The following is a 16,546-nucleotide window of genomic DNA, read 5'->3' as shown; positions in this document are numbered from 1 at the left end:
GGTGTGATGGCGGACCAAGAGAAGCTTCTCGACCTGCTGAAGCGTGTGACCGGGGACCTGCACCGGACCCGGGAGCGGCTGCGTGACGCCGAGGACGGACGGCACGAGCCGATCGCGATCGTCGGTATGGCCTGCCGGTTCCCCGGCGGGGCCGACACCCCCGCCGCGCTGTGGGATCTGGTCGAATCCGGCCGTGACGGGATCGGCGAGTTCCCGGCCGACCGCGGCTGGGACACCTCCGGCCTGTTCGACGACGACCCCGACCGGCGCGGCACCACCTACGTCCGCACCGGTGGTTTCCTGCCCGGTGCGGCCGGGTTCGACGCCGAGTTCTTCGGGATCTCGCCGCGCGAGGCGCTGGCCATGGAGCCGCAGCAGCGGCTGCTGCTGGAGGTCGGCTGGGAGGCCGTCGAACGCTCCGGTCTCGACCCGGCCGCGCTGCGCGGCAGCCCGACCGGTGTCTACGTCGGCGTTTCCGCGCAGGAATACGGGCCGCGCCTGCACAACCCGGGTGACACGGTGGACGGCTACCTGCTCACCGGCACCACCTGCAGTGTCCACTCCGGACGGATCGCGTACCAGCTGGGCCTGGAGGGCCCGGCGGTGTCGATCGACACGGCGTGTTCGTCGTCCCTGGTCGCCGTGCACGCCGCGGTGCGCGGCCTGCGCGCGGGGGAGTGCACCCTGGCGCTGGCCGGCGGCGTCAACCTGATGGCGTCGCCAGGGATCTTTGTCGACTTCGCGCGTCAGCGCGGGCTGGCGCCGGACGGGCGCTGCAAGTCCTTCTCCGACGACGCCGACGGCACCGCCTGGGCCGAGGGCGTCGGGATGCTCGTGCTGGAGAAGCTGTCGGACGCCCAGCGCAACGGGCACCGGATCCTCGCCGTGGTGCGGGGCACCGCGGTGAACTCCGACGGCGCGTCCAACGGCCTGACCGCGCCGAACGGCCCGTCGCAGCAGCGCGTGATCCGTGCCGCGCTCGCCGACGCGCGACTGTCCACCTCGGACGTCGATGCCATCGAAGCGCACGGCACGGGGACCAGGCTGGGCGACCCGATCGAGGCCGAAGCCTTGATGGCCACTTACGGCCGTGATCGCGATCGCCCGCTGTTCCTCGGTTCGGTCAAGTCGAACTTCGGGCACGCGCAGGCCGCTGCCGGGGTCGCCGGGATCATCAAGATGGTCGAGGCGATGCGCCACGGTGTCCTGCCGCCCACCCTGAACGTCGGCACGCCCAGCCGCGAGGTCGACTGGTCCGCCGGACCGGTCTCGCTGCTGACCGAACGCACGCCGTGGCCCGAGACCGGACGCCCGCGTTCGGCGGCGGTGTCATCGTTCGGGATCAGCGGGACCAATGCGCACGTCGTGCTGGAGCAGGCCCCTTCGGCGGAGGCCGCTCCTGTCCAGGACGCGCCCGCCATCGTGCCGTTGCTGCTGTCCGCCGCCACGGAACCTGCGCTGGCCGCCCAGGCGTCCCGCTTGCTGTCGGCTGCCGGAACCGCCGAGCCGATCGACGTCGCGCACACGCTGACCACCCGCGCGGCACTGCCGTACCGGGCTGTTGTCAGTGGTATGGACTGGGAGACTCTCTCCGCCGGTCTGTCCGAAGTGGCCGGTGGTGGCGGTGTGACCGGCCGCGTCACCGAAGGCGGACTCGCTTTCCTGTTCACGGGTCAGGGTTCGCAGCGGCTCGGCATGGGTGCCGAGCTTTACGAGGCGTTCCCGGTTTTCGCGGCGGCTTACGACGAGGTCTCTCCGCTGCTGCCGGAGTTCGGGGATTTGTCGAGGACAGAGTTCGCGCAGCCCGCGATTTTCGCGTTGGAAGTGGCTCTGTTCCGCTTGGTGGAGTCGTGGGGTGTGCGGCCGGACTATCTGGCTGGGCATTCGATCGGAGAGATCGCGGCGGCACATGTCGCGGGTGTGTTGTCGTTGGAGGACGCGGCGAAGCTCGTCGTCGCACGTGGCCGGTTGATGCAGGCGCTGCCGTCGGGTGGCGTGATGGTCGCGGTGCAGGCGTCCGAGGACGAGATCGGCGAGCTGCCGGACGGTGTTTCGCTGGCCGCGGTGAACGGGCCGACGTCTGTGGTGTTGTCGGGCGCCGAGAAGCCGACGCTCGCCTTCGTGGAACGGTTCAAGGACCGGAAGACCAAGCGCCTGGACGTGTCGCACGCGTTCCACTCGGTCTTGATGGAGCCGATGCTCGACGACTTCGCCGCGGTGGTGCGGAGTTTGCGGTTCTCGGCACCGAAGATCCCGATCGTGTCGACGGTGACCGAATCGGCGGATCTGACCGACCCCGAGTACTGGGTCACCCATGTCCGGGAGACGGTGCGGTTCGCCGACGCGGCCGGACGCCTGACCGCCGCCGGAGTCACGAAGTTCTTCGAGCTCGGTCCGGACGCCGTGCTCAGCGCGCTGGTCGACGGCGGCGTGCCCGCGCTGCGCCGCGGTCACGGCGAAGCCCGGCAGCTGGTCACCGCGCTGGGCACCCTGCACACGCGCGGTGTCGCCGTCGACTGGACCGCGTACCTCGGCGGCAGCGGCCGGTTCACCGAACTGCCGACGTATGCCTTCCAGCACGAGTACTTCTGGCTCGGCCAGGAAAGCGACGTCGACGTCACCGCGGCCGGGCTCGCCGCCGCCGACCATCCGCTGCTCGGGGCGGCGGTGTCCGTCGCCGCGGACGATGGTGTCCTGCTCACCGGGCGGCTTTCGCTCGACCGGCACCCGTGGCTGGCCGACCACGTCGTCGCGGGCCGCGTGCTCGTCCCCGGCACCGCGTTCGCCGAGCTCGCCGTCCGCGCGGGCGACGAAGCCGGCTGCGCGGGAGTGGAAGAGCTGATCCTGCAGGAACCGCTGGTCCTCGAACCCGGTGCCGCGCCCGAAGTCCAGGTCATCGCGGGCGCCGCCGACGAGCATGGCCGCCGCCCGGTGTCGATCCACTCGCGGCTGCCGGAGCGTCCGTGGATCACCCACGCCACCGGCTTCCTCGGGAACCCGCCGACGTCCACTATGGACGTTGCGTGGCCGCCTCAGGACGCTGAGGCCCTGGGCCTCGAAGACGCCTACGAGCGGCTCGCCGCCGCCGGTCTGGCGTATGGGCCGATGTTCCAAGGCCTGCGCACCGTCTGGCGCCGTGGCGCCGAGATCTTCGCCGAGGTCGCCCTGCCGGATCCCGATCAGGCGGCGAAGTTCGGTCTGCATCCGGCCTTGCTGGACGCCGCGCTCCAGGCGACCGCCGTCCACGGGGAAGACCAGGGCTCGGTTCCGTTCGCCTGGCGTGACGTCGTCCTGCACGCGCGGGGCGCGACCGAACTGCGGGTCCTTGCCCGGCCGGTCGCCGACGGCTTCGCGTTCGACCTCACCGACGGGACAGGCGCACCTGTCGCCTCCATCGGAGGGCTCAGCGTCCGCGCCGTGACGGCCACGGCCTCGGTGCAGGACGGCCTCTATCGCGTCGAAGACGTTCCGCTTCCCACCGGCTCCTCGGACGTCACACCCGCCGCCGTCCTCGAAGCTGATTCGCTCGACGCCACTCTCGCCGCGCTGCAGGACTTCCTGGCGACGGACGAGCCCGGCCCGCTCGTGGTGCTGACCGGTCGCGAAGGCGCGGTCGAAGGCCTGGTCCGGGCCGCGCAGGCGGAGCATCCGGACCGGATCGTCCTGGTCCGCGGTACCCACGCAGACGTCGACGCCGCTCTGGCCACCGGCGAACCCGAAGTACACGCTCTCGAAGGATCGCTGTCCGCGCCACGCCTGGCCAGGGCCGGATCCGGGGAGTCCACACTGGACACTTCCGGAACGGTACTGATCACCGGCGGAACCGGTGGACTCGGCGCCCGTCTCGCGCGGCACCTGGTCGCCACGCACGGCGTCCGGAATCTGCTGCTGGTCAGCCGTCGTGGTGAGGACGCGCCCGGTGCCAAGGAACTGGCCGAGGAACTCGGGGCGCGGATCGAGGCCTGCGACGTCGCCGACCGGGACCAGGTACGCGACTTGCTTGCCCGGGCCGAACCGCCGGTGACCGGCGTCGTCCACGCGGCGGGTGTCCTCGACGACGGCGTCGTCACGTCGCTGACTCCGGAGCGGCTCGACGGGGTCTTCCGGGCGAAGGCGACCGCCGCGCACGTGCTCGACGAACTCACCGGAGACCTCGACTTCTTCGTGCTGTTCTCCTCGATCGCCGGGGTGTTCGGCTCACCGGGGCAAGCGGCTTACTCGGCCGCGAACGCCGCGCTCGACGCCCTCGCACGCAAGCGTCGCGCCGACGGGAAGCCCGCCCAGTCGCTGGCCTGGGGCCTGTGGCGGGACGGGATGGGCGCCGCGCTCAGCGGCACCGACCGGGACCGGATCGGCAAGGACGGCTTCGGCGCTCTCGAAGCCGAAGAAGGGCTCGCGCTGTTCGACGCCGCCGTGGCCGAAGGCGGTGACGTCCTCGTGCCGGTGCGGCTCGACCTCGCGGCCGTGCGGAACGCCGGGGTCCCGCCGCTGCTGCGCGGTCTGGTCCGCGTCCGGACGCGCCGCGAAGCCGCCCGCCGTACCGATTCGGGCCTGGCGGCACGGCTCACGGGACTGTCCGAGGCCGACCGCGAAGCCTTCTTGATCGAGCTGGTCCGGGCCCGCGTCGCGGCCGTCCTGGGTCGGGCGGGCGCGGAGACCGTCGAGCCGTCGCGACCGTTCACCGAACTGGGCTTCGATTCGCTGACCTCGGTCGAACTGCGCAACGAACTCACCGCCGAGACCGGCCTGCGGCTGCCCGCGACGCTCGTGTTCGACCACCCGAGCCCGGCGGCGGTGGCCGCGTTCCTCGGCACCGAACTGCTCGGCGCCCCGGAACCGGCCCGTCCGGTGGTGACCCGACGAGGTGCCGCCGACGAGCCGATCGCGATCGTCGCGATGAGCTGCCGCTATCCCGGCGGGGTCCGGTCGCCCGAGGACCTGTGGGACCTCGTCGACGCGGGTACCGACGCGATCTCGCCGTTCCCCGGCGGACGTGGCTGGGACGTCGACGGCATCTACGACCCCGAACCCGGCCTGCCCGGCAAGACCTACACCCGGCACGGCGGATTCCTGCACGACGCGGGCGAATTCGATCCGGAGTTCTTCGGGATCTCGCCCCGTGAAGCGCTCGCGATGGATCCGCAGCAGCGTCTCCTGCTGGAAATCAGCTGGGAGGCCCTCGAACGCGCCCGGCTCGACCCGGCGTCGCTGAAGGGCAGCGCCACCGGTGTGTTCGCCGGGATCATGTACTACGACTACGCCGCGAAGCTCGCCAGCGTCCCCGACAGCGTCGCCGGGTTCCTGGGCACCGGGACCTCGGCCAGCGTGCTGTCCGGGCGGGTCGCGTACACCCTCGGGCTGGAGGGCCCGGCGGTGTCGGTCGACACGGCGTGTTCGTCCTCGCTGGTCGCCCTGCATCTGGCCGCCCGGTCGCTGCGGGCGGGGGAGTGCGACATGGCGCTCGCCGGCGGGGTCACCGTGATGGCGACCCCGGAGACGTTCCTCGACTTCTCCCGCCAGCGCGGGCTTTCCCCGGACGGGCGCTGCAAGTCTTTCTCCGCCTACGCCGACGGCACCGGCTGGTCGGAAGGCGCCGGGGTGCTCGTGCTGGAACGGCTTTCCGACGCCCGGCGCAACGGGCATCCGGTGCTGGCCGTGGTCCGCGGTTCCGCGGTCAACCAGGACGGCGCGTCCAACGGTCTCACCGCACCGAACGGTCCCTCGCAGCAGCGCGTCATCCGCGCGGCGCTCGCCGACGCCGGTCTGTCCACTTCGGACATCGACGCGGTCGAGGCGCACGGCACGGGCACGCGGCTGGGCGACCCGATCGAGGCGCAGGCACTCATCGCGACCTACGGCGCCGAACGGGAGGAACCGCTGTGGTTCGGTTCGGTCAAGTCGAACCTCGGCCACACGCAGGCCGCCGCCGGGGTCGCCGGGATCATCAAGATGGTCGAGGCGATGCGGCGGGGCACGCTGCCCCGGACCCTGCACGCGGCGGAACCCTCGACCGAGGTCGAATGGGACGCGGGCGCGATCGAACTGCTTCGTGAATCGCGGCCGTGGCCGGAGGCCGGTCGCCTGCGCCGTGCCGCGGTGTCGTCGTTCGGGATCAGCGGGACCAACGCGCACGTCGTCCTGGAGCAGGTCCCGGCCGAAACGCCCGCCGAGCCTGCCTCGCACGGCGTCGTTCCCTGGGTTCTTTCCGCGAAGACCAACCAGGCGCTGGCCGAACGTGCTCGCGCTCTTCTGTCCCTTGTGGACGGTCATGATCCGCGTGACGTCGCCTACTCTCTGGCCACGACAAGGACCGCGCACGAGCGCCGGGCCGCCGTCGTCGGCACGGACGCGGCGGATTTGCGCGCCGGGCTCGAAGCCGTCGCCGAAGGTGGCGGGATCATCGGCAAGGCGCAACCGGGCAAACTGGCTTTCCTGTTCACAGGTCAGGGTTCGCAGCGGCTCGGCATGGGTGCCGAGCTTTACGGGGCGTTCCCGGTTTTCGCGGCGGCGTATGACGACGTGACCGCGTTGCTGCCGGAGTTCGAAGATTTGTCGCGGACGGAGTTCGCGCAACCGGCGATCTTCGCGCTTGAGGTGGCGTTGTTCCGGTTGGTGGAGTCGTGGGGTGTCCGGCCTGATTTTCTGGCTGGGCACTCGATCGGTGAGATCGCGGCCGCGCACGTCGCGGGTGTGTTGTCGTTGGAAGACGCGGCGAAGCTGGTGGTGGCGCGTGGTCGTTTGATGCAGGCGTTGCCCGAGGGTGGCGTGATGGTCGCGGTGCAGGCGTCCGAGGACGAACTCGGGGAGCTGCCGGACGGGGTTTCGCTGGCCGCGGTCAACGGTCCGACCTCCTTGGTGCTGTCCGGTGCCGAAGAGCCGACGCTCGCTGTCGTCGAACGGTTCAGCGGCCGTAAGACCAAGCGTCTCGATGTGTCGCACGCGTTCCATTCGGTCTTGATGGAGCCGATGCTGGACGACTTCGCCGCGGTGGTGCGGGAGTTGGAGTTCTCCGCGCCGCGGATCCCGATCGTGTCGACGGTGACCGAATCGGCGGATCTGACCGATCCGGCGTACTGGGTCACGCACGTCCGGGAGACCGTCCGGTTCGCCTCGGCTGTCGATACCCTCCGCGCCGACGGTGTCACGAAGTTCCTCGAACTGGGGCCCGACGCGGTGCTCTCGGCGCTTACCGAAGGCATTCCGTTGCTGCGCGAGGGGCGCGACGAAGCCGTCACGGCGATGACCGCGATCGCCACCCTGCACGTCCAGGGTGTCCGTATCGGCTGGGACGACGTCCTGCCCGGCGCGCGTGCTCTCGACCTGCCGACCTATCCCTTCCAGTACAAGCACTTCTGGCTGGACCCGGCCCCGGTCGCGGACCTCTCGTCGGCCGGGCTGGACTCGCCGGGGCATCCGCTGCTCGCCGCCGGCCTCTCACTCGCCGAGGGTGACGGCACCGTCCTCACCGGACGGCTTTCGCTCGCGACGCATCCCTGGCTCGCCGGGCATACCGTGCACGACACCGTCCTGCTCCCGGGAGCGGCACTCGCCGAACTCGCCGTCCGGGCGGGTGACGAGGCCGGACGGCCGCGGCTGGTCGAGCTGACCCTGCACGCGCCCGTGGTGATCCCCGAGAGCGGGCCGATCGAACTGCAGGTCGCGGTCAGCGGTGCGGCGGCGGTGACCATCCACTCGCGGATCCCCGGCGAGGATTGGGAACTCAACGCGCTCGGCCTGCTGGCCGAGGCGAATCCGCCGGTCAAGGGATTCGCGTGGCCCGACGGTCTCGAGCCGATCGACCTCGGCTCGTTCTACGACGACCTCGCCGACCGCGGGTTCGCCTACGGCCCGCTGTTCCAGGGGCTGCGGGCGGCGTGGCGGCACGGCGAGGACCGCTACGCCGAGATCTCGCTGCCGGAGGAGGCACGCGACGACGCGGCCCGCTTCGGCATCCACCCCGCGCTGTTCGACGCGGCCCTGCACGGCATGTTCCTCGGCGAAGGTGAGGAATCCGGGGCGCTGCCGTTCAGCTGGAGCGACGTCAGCCTGCACGCGACCGGCGCCACGACGGTCCGCGCGCGGCTGCGGTTCCTCGCGCCCGGTGAGGTCGCGGTCGACCTGACCGATCTCGCCGGAGCGCCGGTGCTTTCGGTCGGTTCGCTGGTGGTCCGCGCGGTCACCGGTGAGCAGCTGCGGGCCGGGGAAGACCGGTCGCTGTTCCGCGTCGAGCACGTCGCGGCCGAGCCGGCGGCCACCACGCCGGTGCCGTGGGCGCGGTGGGACGAGGTGACCGAGCCGGTGCCGCCGGTGGTCGTCCTGCCGGTTCCTCCGGACGGGATCCACGCCGTCCTCGTTGTCCTGCAACGCTTCCTGACCGAGTCCCGGTTCTCCGGCTCGCGTCTGGTCGTCGTCACCGGCGACAGTCTCGACGACGCGGCCGCCGCCGGGCTGGTGCGGTCGGCGCAGGCGGAGAACCCCGGCCGGTTCGTCATCCTCGACGGTGAGGTGTCCGATGTGGACATCGCGCTGGCCACCGGGGAACCCCGGGTCCGCGTTCGCGACGGCCGGGCCGAGGTGCCGCGGCTGGTCCGGGCCGAGCCCGGTCCGAAGCCGGACTGGGAGTCCGCGGGCACGGTGCTGATCACCGGCGGGACCGGCGGTGTCGGGGCCCAGCTGGCCGAACGGCTCGTCACCGAACACGGCGTCGAAAGCCTGGTCCTCACCAGCCGTCGCGGCCTCGCCGCCCCCGGCGCGGCAGAACTGGCCGCGCGCCTGGGTGAACAGGGCGCTGAAGTGCGGGTCGAAGCGTGCGACGTCGCCGACCGTGACGCCGTGGCCGCCCTGCTCGACGGCATCCCCGACCTGTCGGGCGTCGTGCACGCGGCCGGGGTGCTGGACGACGGCGTCGTCACCGCGTTGACCCCGGAACGCCTGGACCGGGTCCTCGGCCCGAAGGCCGACGGTGCCCGTCACCTGCACGAACTGACCCTCGACCGGCCGCTGACCGAATTCGTGCTGATCTCGTCGGTGTCCGGCGTGCTCGGCGGACCGGGGCAGGGCAACTACGCCGCGGCCAACGCCTACCTCGACGCGCTGGCCGAACGACGGCACGCCGACGGCCTGCCCGCGCGGTCGCTCGCCTACGGGATGTGGGCGGCCGAGGGCATGGGCGGTGTCCTCGACCAGGCGCTGATCGACCGGATGCGGCGCGACGGCTTCGGCGCCCTGAGCCCGGAGGAAGGAGCGGTGCTGTTCGACGTCGCTCCCGGTCCGGTGGCGGTGCCCGTCAAACTCGACCTGGCCGGGCTGCGGGACCAGGCCCGGGCGGGGGTGCTGCCCGCGCTGCTCACCGGGCTCGTCCGGCTGCCCGTGCGGCGGACGGCTTCCCCGGTCACTGAGTCTGTTGTGCTGACACCGGACACGCTGGAAGACCTGGTCCTGACGCACACCGCGCAGGTGCTCGGCTTCGCGTCCGCGGGCGAGGTGGATCCGGAGCACGCGTTCACCGACCTCGGGTTCGACTCTTTGACCTCGGTCGACCTGCGCAACCGGCTCGCGGCCGCGGCGGGGCAGCAGCTGGGGGCGACGGTGGTGTTCGACCACCCGACTCCGTCGGCCCTCACGGCGCACCTCCGCACGCTGCTGTTCCCCGAAGTGGTGGTGCCGGACGAGGCGCGGCTGCGGCGGGCTCTGGCCGGTGCGTCGCTCGACCGGTTCCGGGAGCTCGGGGTGCTGGAAGCCCTGGTCAAGCTGGCCGAGGAGGCACCTTCCTCGGCGCCTGCGGTGTCCGTCGAGGCTATCGATGATCTGGACGTGGGGGACCTGATCAGCCGGGCGATGTCTACCTCCGAGGCGGGCTGAAGGGGACTTTCCCCGCGTTAGACGCTGTGAAGGGCGCTTTCCCCGCATGGGATGCGGGGAAAGCGCCCTTCGGCCTTCACTGGACTGGCATTCGGCGGTGATCCGCGGGGGAAGGGGACTTTCCCTGCATTGCATGCGCGGAAAGTCCCCTTCGCCCTGGGGCTTTCGGTCCTTGTGGGTGGCGGAGTCGCGGAGGTGGGGGCTGTATGCGGTCGAGCGACAGAACACGTCACATTTGCACTAACCCCTCAATAAATACCTTCAATTCGGTTTCGGTAAAATGGTTCATATTCGCACATTTGTTCGATTCTTGGTATTCTCGTGGGGTGTCCAGCCAACGGATCCTCGAACCGCCGCAGGAGCTGTGGCGTGCCGGTGCGCGGGAGCTCGCGCACGGCGTGGTCGAGCGCATGTCGTTGGCACGACAGGCTTTGGCGGAGGTCGGGCAGTTCCTGGTGGAGATCGAGTCGCGGGGTCCGATGGAGCTGTTCGGGCATGGGTCGACCGCGGGCTGGTTCGCCGAAACGGCCAGGATCAGCCCCAAAGAAGCAGGTGTCACCGTGACGCGGGCGGTGGCGTTGAACGAGGGCCGGAATCTGGACGGCACTCCAGCACCGGCTTTCGCCCCCATCGCGGGCGCCGCCGCGGCCGAGGGGGATCTCGGCCATCAGCAGCTGGATCCGATCCTGGCGGTTCTGAGGAAGATTCCCGCCGAAGCTTCGGAGGAAGACCGGTCAAGAGCGGAACAGATCCTGGTCAATCTCGCCCGCAGCGCCGGACCGCAAACCATCCTCAACGCCGGAGCGGAACTCCTGGCCCATATGGATCCCGACGGGAACGAGCCCAAGGACGAGGACCTGAAACCGCCGTCGCGTGAGGTGTATCTGCGGAAACGTGACGATGGCTGGTGGCGGCTGAATGGGCTGTTGGATCCGGAGTTCGGGGCGAGAGCGAATGCGTTGTTCGAGACGTGGGGTCAGCGAAGACCCGTCGACGAGGACGGTAACCGCGACCCCCGCACTCCCGGTGAGCGCCATGGTGATGCGCTCTTTGACGCGATCCATTACGCGATGACCAACGACAAGGCACCGACCCTGTCCGGAGACCGCACGACCGTGGTGGTCACCATCCCGCTGGACACCCTCACCTCAGGACTGGGGATGGCGTGCGTGGACGAGGTCACCCAGATCACCGCCCGCCACGCCCGGCTGCTCGCTTGCGACGCGAAGATCATCCCCGCGGTGCTCGGGTCCGAAAGTGAACCGCTCGACATCGGGCGCGCGGCCCGCACCGTCACCCCCGCCCAACGACGGGCCCTGAACCTCCGCGACCACGGCTGCGCCTTCCCCGGCTGCCATAGGCGGCCCAAGCACTGCGAAGCGCACCACATTCTCCCGTGGGGTGAGCTCGGTGACACCGATCTGAACAATCTGTGTCTGTTGTGCCGCTACCACCACATGGTCATCCACGGCCAATCCGGCTGGAAAGTCCACATAGCCACCGACGGCCGACCCGAGTTCATCCCGCCGCAATACCTCGACCCGCTACAAACACCCCGCCGCAACAACCACTGAACCCCGAGGAGCCCGCCACCACCACCGGCGACGGGCCCCTCGGCATGCCCACACCCAGGGCGTGTCCTGCGGATCTTTCCATGATCGTGTGCAGATGATGGACCGCGGACGGGACGTGGGACCGGGTGCTGGAGCACGTGATCGTCAAAGACGATTCCCTCGGGACGCTCGAGGACAACGTCGAGTTTGTGATCAGTGTCGATTCCACGGGTGTCCGGGCGCATCAGCACGCGGTCGGCGCCAGGAAAAGGGGGCTGCGCGGACTGGATCGACGAGCTCGCCGTCGAGCACGCCAGGGCAGGCCGGGGACAACCCGCAACTGCTTCCGCTGCTGGACGACATCCGTGACATCGAGGTGGACGGACAGAAAATACGGGTCGGGTCGGTGCTGGCCGACAAGGCCTACACCCACCCGAGCACCCGGACAGCGCTGCGGGCACGCGGGATCAAGGCAAGGCCAGTGGCAGGCCACCGGCCTTCGACCCCGAGCTCTCCCGCCAACCGCTCTTCATGATCGACGGCCTGGGCGTCGGTGGGTGGACAGCGGTAGCGGCCGGGCTTCGGTACAGCCCCGCCTACCACTCCCGACCCCGACCGGGACCGAACGCCCGCCAGCAGGACACGGGTGGGCCCCCGGTTACCGGGGAATGGGGCCGGGGTGGCGAACAGCGCCCAGGACAGGAGGAGCCCGCGCCCAGGATGAGGCCATGCCCGAGCTGCGTCCGTCTCGTCCGGTCCGGAGAATCTGATGGCGACACCCGAAGAGCTGGTGACCGCGCTGCGGGAATCGGTCAAGGAGAACAGCAGGCTGGCCGCGCGCAACCGCGAGCTCGTCGAAGCGGCGAAAGAGCCGGTCGCGATCATCGGCATGGGATGCCGCTACCCGGGCGGGGTCGACTCGCCCGAGGCGTTGTGGGATCTGGTGGCCGCCGGCCGTGACGCGGTCTCGGAGTTCCCCGAAGACCGCGGCTGGAACCTCGCCGAGCTGTTCCACCCCGACCCCGACCATCCTGGCACGTCCTACGCGCGTGAGGGGGGATTCCTCCACGAGGCCGCCGAATTCGACCCCGAGTTCTTCGGCATCTCCCCGCGTGAGGCGCTCGCGATGGACCCGCAGCAGCGGCTCCTGCTGCAGATCAGCTGGGAGGCGATCGAACGCGCCGGACTCGACGCCTCGGCGTTGAAGGGCAGCGCGACCGGCGTGTTCGCCGGGATCATGTACCACGACTACGGATCCGGCGTCACCGAGCTGCCCGAGGGGGTCGAGGGCTTCCTCGGCACCGGCACGGCGGGCAGCGTGCTTTCCGGCCGTGTCGCCTACACCTTCGGTTTCGAGGGACCGGCCGTTTCGGTCGACACCGCCTGTTCGTCGTCGCTGGTGGCCGTGCACCTGGCCGCGCAGGCGCTGCGGTCGGGGGAGTGCTCGCTCGCCCTCGCCGGCGGCGCGACCGTGATGGCCGTCCCGGACACCTTCGTCGAGTTCTCCCGCCAGCGCGGCCTCGCCCCGGACGGGCGCTGCAAGTCGTTCGGCGCGGGCGCCGACGGCACCGGCTGGGGCGAGGGCGCCGGGGTCCTGCTGCTGGAGAAGCTGTCCGACGCCGTCCGCAACGGCCATCGTGTGCTCGCCGTCGTCCAGGGCTCCGCGGTCAACTCCGACGGCGCGTCCAACGGGCTCACCGCGCCGAACGGGCCGTCGCAGCAGCGCGTGATCCGCACCGCGCTCAAGAGCGCCGGACTGTCCACTTCGGACGTCGACGTCGTCGAGGCGCACGGCACGGGCACGAAACTCGGGGACCCGATCGAGGCCGACACGCTGCTCGCCACCTATGGCCGCGAACGGGAAAACCCGCTGTGGCTCGGCTCGATCAAGTCGAACATCGGGCACACCCAGGCCGCGGCCGGGGTCGCCGGGATCATCAAGATGGTCGAGGCGTTGCGTCGCGGCGAACTGCCGCGCACGCTGCACGCCGACGAGCCGTCCCCGCACGTCGCCTGGGATTCCGGCGCGGTCGAACTCCTCACCGAGCACCGGCCCTGGCCCGAGACCGGCCGCCCGCGCGCGGCCGCCGTGTCGTCGTTCGGGATCAGCGGCACCAACTCGCACGTCATCCTCCGCCAAGCCCCTGAGCAGCCCGCCGAAACCGAGAGCGGCACGCGAACCCGTCTCCCGTGGGTGCTCTCGGCCCGCAGCGAAGCCGCCCTGCCCGAACTGGCGGACCGGCTGCTCCAGACCGGCGGCGACCCCGCCGACATCGCCTGGTCGCTCGCCACCGGCCGGGCGCCGCTGCCGTATCGCGCTGTCGTCACCGGCGCCGACCACGAGGAACTCCTCGCCGGCCTCGGCGCCCTGGCTCGCGGCGAGGCCGCCCCCGGCGTCGTCACCGGCCGCGCGGGCAGCGGCAAACTGGCGTTCCTCTGCACCGGGCAAGGGGCGCAGCGGCTCGCGATGGGCACCGCGCTCGCCACGGCGTTCCCCGTCTTCGGCGAGATCTTCGACAGTGTCGCGGAACGGCTCGACGCGCACACCGGCTTCAAACTCGCCGAAGTCCTTTCTTGTGAGGACCAGTCGAGGATCGACCGGACCGACGTCGCCCAGCCCGCGTTGTTCGCCTTCGAGGTCGCGATGGCGGAGCTGGTGCGGTCTTGGGGTGTCGAACCGGACTTCCTGCTCGGACACTCGATCGGCGAGCTCGCCGCGGCGTACGTGGCCGGGGTGTGGTCGCTCGACGACGCCGCCCGGCTGGTCGCCGCGCGCGGCCGGTTGATGCAGGCGCAGCCCTCGGGCGGCGTGATGATCGCCCTGCAGGCCACCGAAGCGGAACTGGACCTGCCCGACGGCGTGAGCATCGCCGCGATCAACGGTCCCTCGTCCGTCGTGCTCTCCGGTGAGGAAGCCGCCGTCACCGCGGTCGTCGAGGCGTTCCCGGACCGCCGCACCAAACGGCTCTCGGTCAGCCACGCCTTCCACTCCGCGATGATGGACGGGATGCTCGACGACTTCCGCGAGGTCGCCGCGAGCGTGAGTTACGCCGAACCGCGCATCCCGATCGTTTCGGGCCTCACCGGCGACATCGCCGAGATCGGCTACCCGGAGTACTGGGTGCGGCAGGTGCGCGAAGCCGTCCGGTTCGCCGACGGCGTCAAAACCCTGCACGCGCGCGGCGTCCGGCGCTTCGTCGAAGTCGGGCCCGACGCGTCCCTGACCGCGCTCGGCGCGGACAGCGCCGGCGACGGCACGTTCATCGCCACGCAACGGAAAGACCGCGACGAGGCGGCCGCCGCCGACCTGGCCCGGGCAAGGCTGGTCACCGCCGGCGTCCGGCTCGACTGGGCCCGGATCTTCGACGGCACCGGCGCCGCCCGTGTCGACTTGCCGACGTATCCCTTCCGTCGCGACCGCTTCTGGCTCGCCGCCGCCGATCGGAGCACGCCTCCGGCGCGACGCTACGAAATCGTCTGGCGTCCGATCGAGCCCCTGGCGTCGCAGGAAACCTGGACCGTCTACGCCTCCGAAACCAACGCGTGGGCCGAAGCCGCCGCGAAGGCGCTCGACGCGCCTCTGGTGACGGAAGTCCCGGAGAACGGGCCGGTTCTCGCCTTCCCGGCGGACGGGGCCGCGCTCGCCGCGCTCCTGAGGGACTCCCCGGCGAAGATCTGGTGCGCCACCGGCGATCCCGGCGTCGCCGCCGTCGCGCGGGTCGCGGCGATCGAGCAGCCCCGTCGCTGGGGCGGCTGCGTGACCCTGCCCGAGGATCCTGCCGCGGCCGTCCGCCTCGGCGAGGTGCTCGGCGGTCCGGAGGACGAGGTCGCGATCCGCGAGGACGGGATCTTCGCCCGCCGGTTCGTTCCCGCCGCCCCCGCGCCCACCACGCCGTGGACGACTTCGGGGACCGCGCTGATCACCGGTGGTACCGGGGCGCTGGGCGCGCTCGTGGCCGAACGGCTGATCCGTGCCGGAACCGAACACGTGGTGCTCCTTTCGCGGCGCGGGGAAGACGCGCCGAGTGCGGCGGACCTCCGCCGAAAGCTGGAAGACCTCAACGCCCGCGTAAGCATCCACGCCTGCGACGCCGCCGACCGCGAGGCACTGTCCACAGTGGTCACCGGCCTCGAAGACCTGCGCGTGGTCGTGCACACCGCCGGTGTCCTCGACGACGCGATGCTCGACGACGTCACCCCGGAGCGGTTCGAAGCCGTCGCCCGGCCCAAGGTGACCGCCGCGCGGCATCTGCGCGAACTCACGAAGGATCTCGACGCGCTGGTGCTGTTCTCCTCCGTGGCCGGGGTGCTCGGCAACGGCGGGCAGGCCGCCTACGCCGCCGCGAACGCGGAACTCGACGCGCTCGCGGCCCGGTGGCGGTCCGAAGGGGTCAAGGCGGTGTCGATCGCCTGGGGCCCGTGGGCCGAGGGCGGGATGGCCGAGGCCGTCGACGACGCCGTCCGCCGCAAGGGTTTGCGCCCGATGACCCCCGAAGCCGCGGCGGAGGAGTTCGTCCGGGCGATCGCCGCGGACGACACCTGCGTCACCGTCGCCGACTTCGACTGGCCGTCGTTCTTCGAGGACTTCCGTGCCGCGCCGATGCTCGCCGAGCTGCCGCGACCGGAGACCGCGGCCGCCGAAGCTCCGGTGGCGGATCTGCGGTCGCGGCTGGCCGGGCTGATCGAGCCCGAGCAGCGACGACTGCTGCTGAAGGTCGCGCGCGAGACCGTGGCCCGCGTGCTCGGCCATCCGGACACGTCGGCCATCGGGCCGGACCGCGCGTTCACCGAACTCGGGTTCGACTCGCTCACCGCGGTCGAACTGCGCAACCGCCTCGACGCCGCGACCGGCCTCGCCGTGCCCGCGACGCTCGTCTTCGACCATCCGACGCCGCAGGCCCTCGCCGCCTACCTCTGGCAGGAGCTTGCCGGAACCACCGAAGAAGCCGACGTGGAAGGCCTGCTGGACGGGCTGGAAGCCGCGCTCGGCCGTCTCGACCCGGGCAGCGAAGACCACGCCAAGGCGGGTGCCCGCCTGCGGGAACTCGCCGAGAGCCTGGACGGTCCCGGCTTCACGCCGTCTTCGGACGACGAACTCTTCGCCTTCATTGACCAGCAACTCGGCGCTTGAG

General features: G+C 71.1%; 3 protein-coding genes. All 3 read left to right on the top strand.

Annotation, left to right across the window (positions count from 1 at the left end; translation table 11 throughout):
• Positions 1 to 3: 3 nt before the first annotated feature.
• Positions 4 to 9,861: an SDR family NAD(P)-dependent oxidoreductase gene (locus IE302_RS09010; RefSeq protein ID WP_444541938.1), complete on the top strand. Its 9,858-nt coding sequence runs from the start codon at positions 4 to 6 to the stop codon at positions 9,859 to 9,861.
• A gap of 326 nt (positions 9,862 to 10,187) precedes the next feature.
• Positions 10,188 to 11,435, top strand: coding sequence for an HNH endonuclease signature motif containing protein (locus IE302_RS09005; protein WP_191253733.1), 1,248 nt, complete (start codon positions 10,188 to 10,190; stop codon positions 11,433 to 11,435).
• A gap of 748 nt (positions 11,436 to 12,183) precedes the next feature.
• Positions 12,184 to 16,545 (top strand): type I polyketide synthase, encoded by a 4,362-nt coding sequence (locus IE302_RS09000; RefSeq protein WP_191253731.1) that lies wholly within the window; start codon positions 12,184 to 12,186, stop codon positions 16,543 to 16,545.
• Position 16,546: the final 1 nt, after the last annotated feature.

Source organism: Amycolatopsis oliviviridis (assembly GCF_014654365.1).
Lineage (GTDB): Bacteria > Actinomycetota > Actinomycetes > Mycobacteriales > Pseudonocardiaceae > Amycolatopsis > Amycolatopsis oliviviridis.
The sequence above is the reverse complement of the archived record's forward strand: the minus strand, read 5'-3'. Positions and strand labels throughout refer to the sequence as shown.

Excerpts from the sequence above, each read along its gene's own strand:
- IE302_RS09000 (WP_191253731.1), top strand. The coding sequence starts at position 12,184 with ATGGCGACACCCGAAGAGCTGGTGACCGCGCTGCGGGAATCGGTCAAG.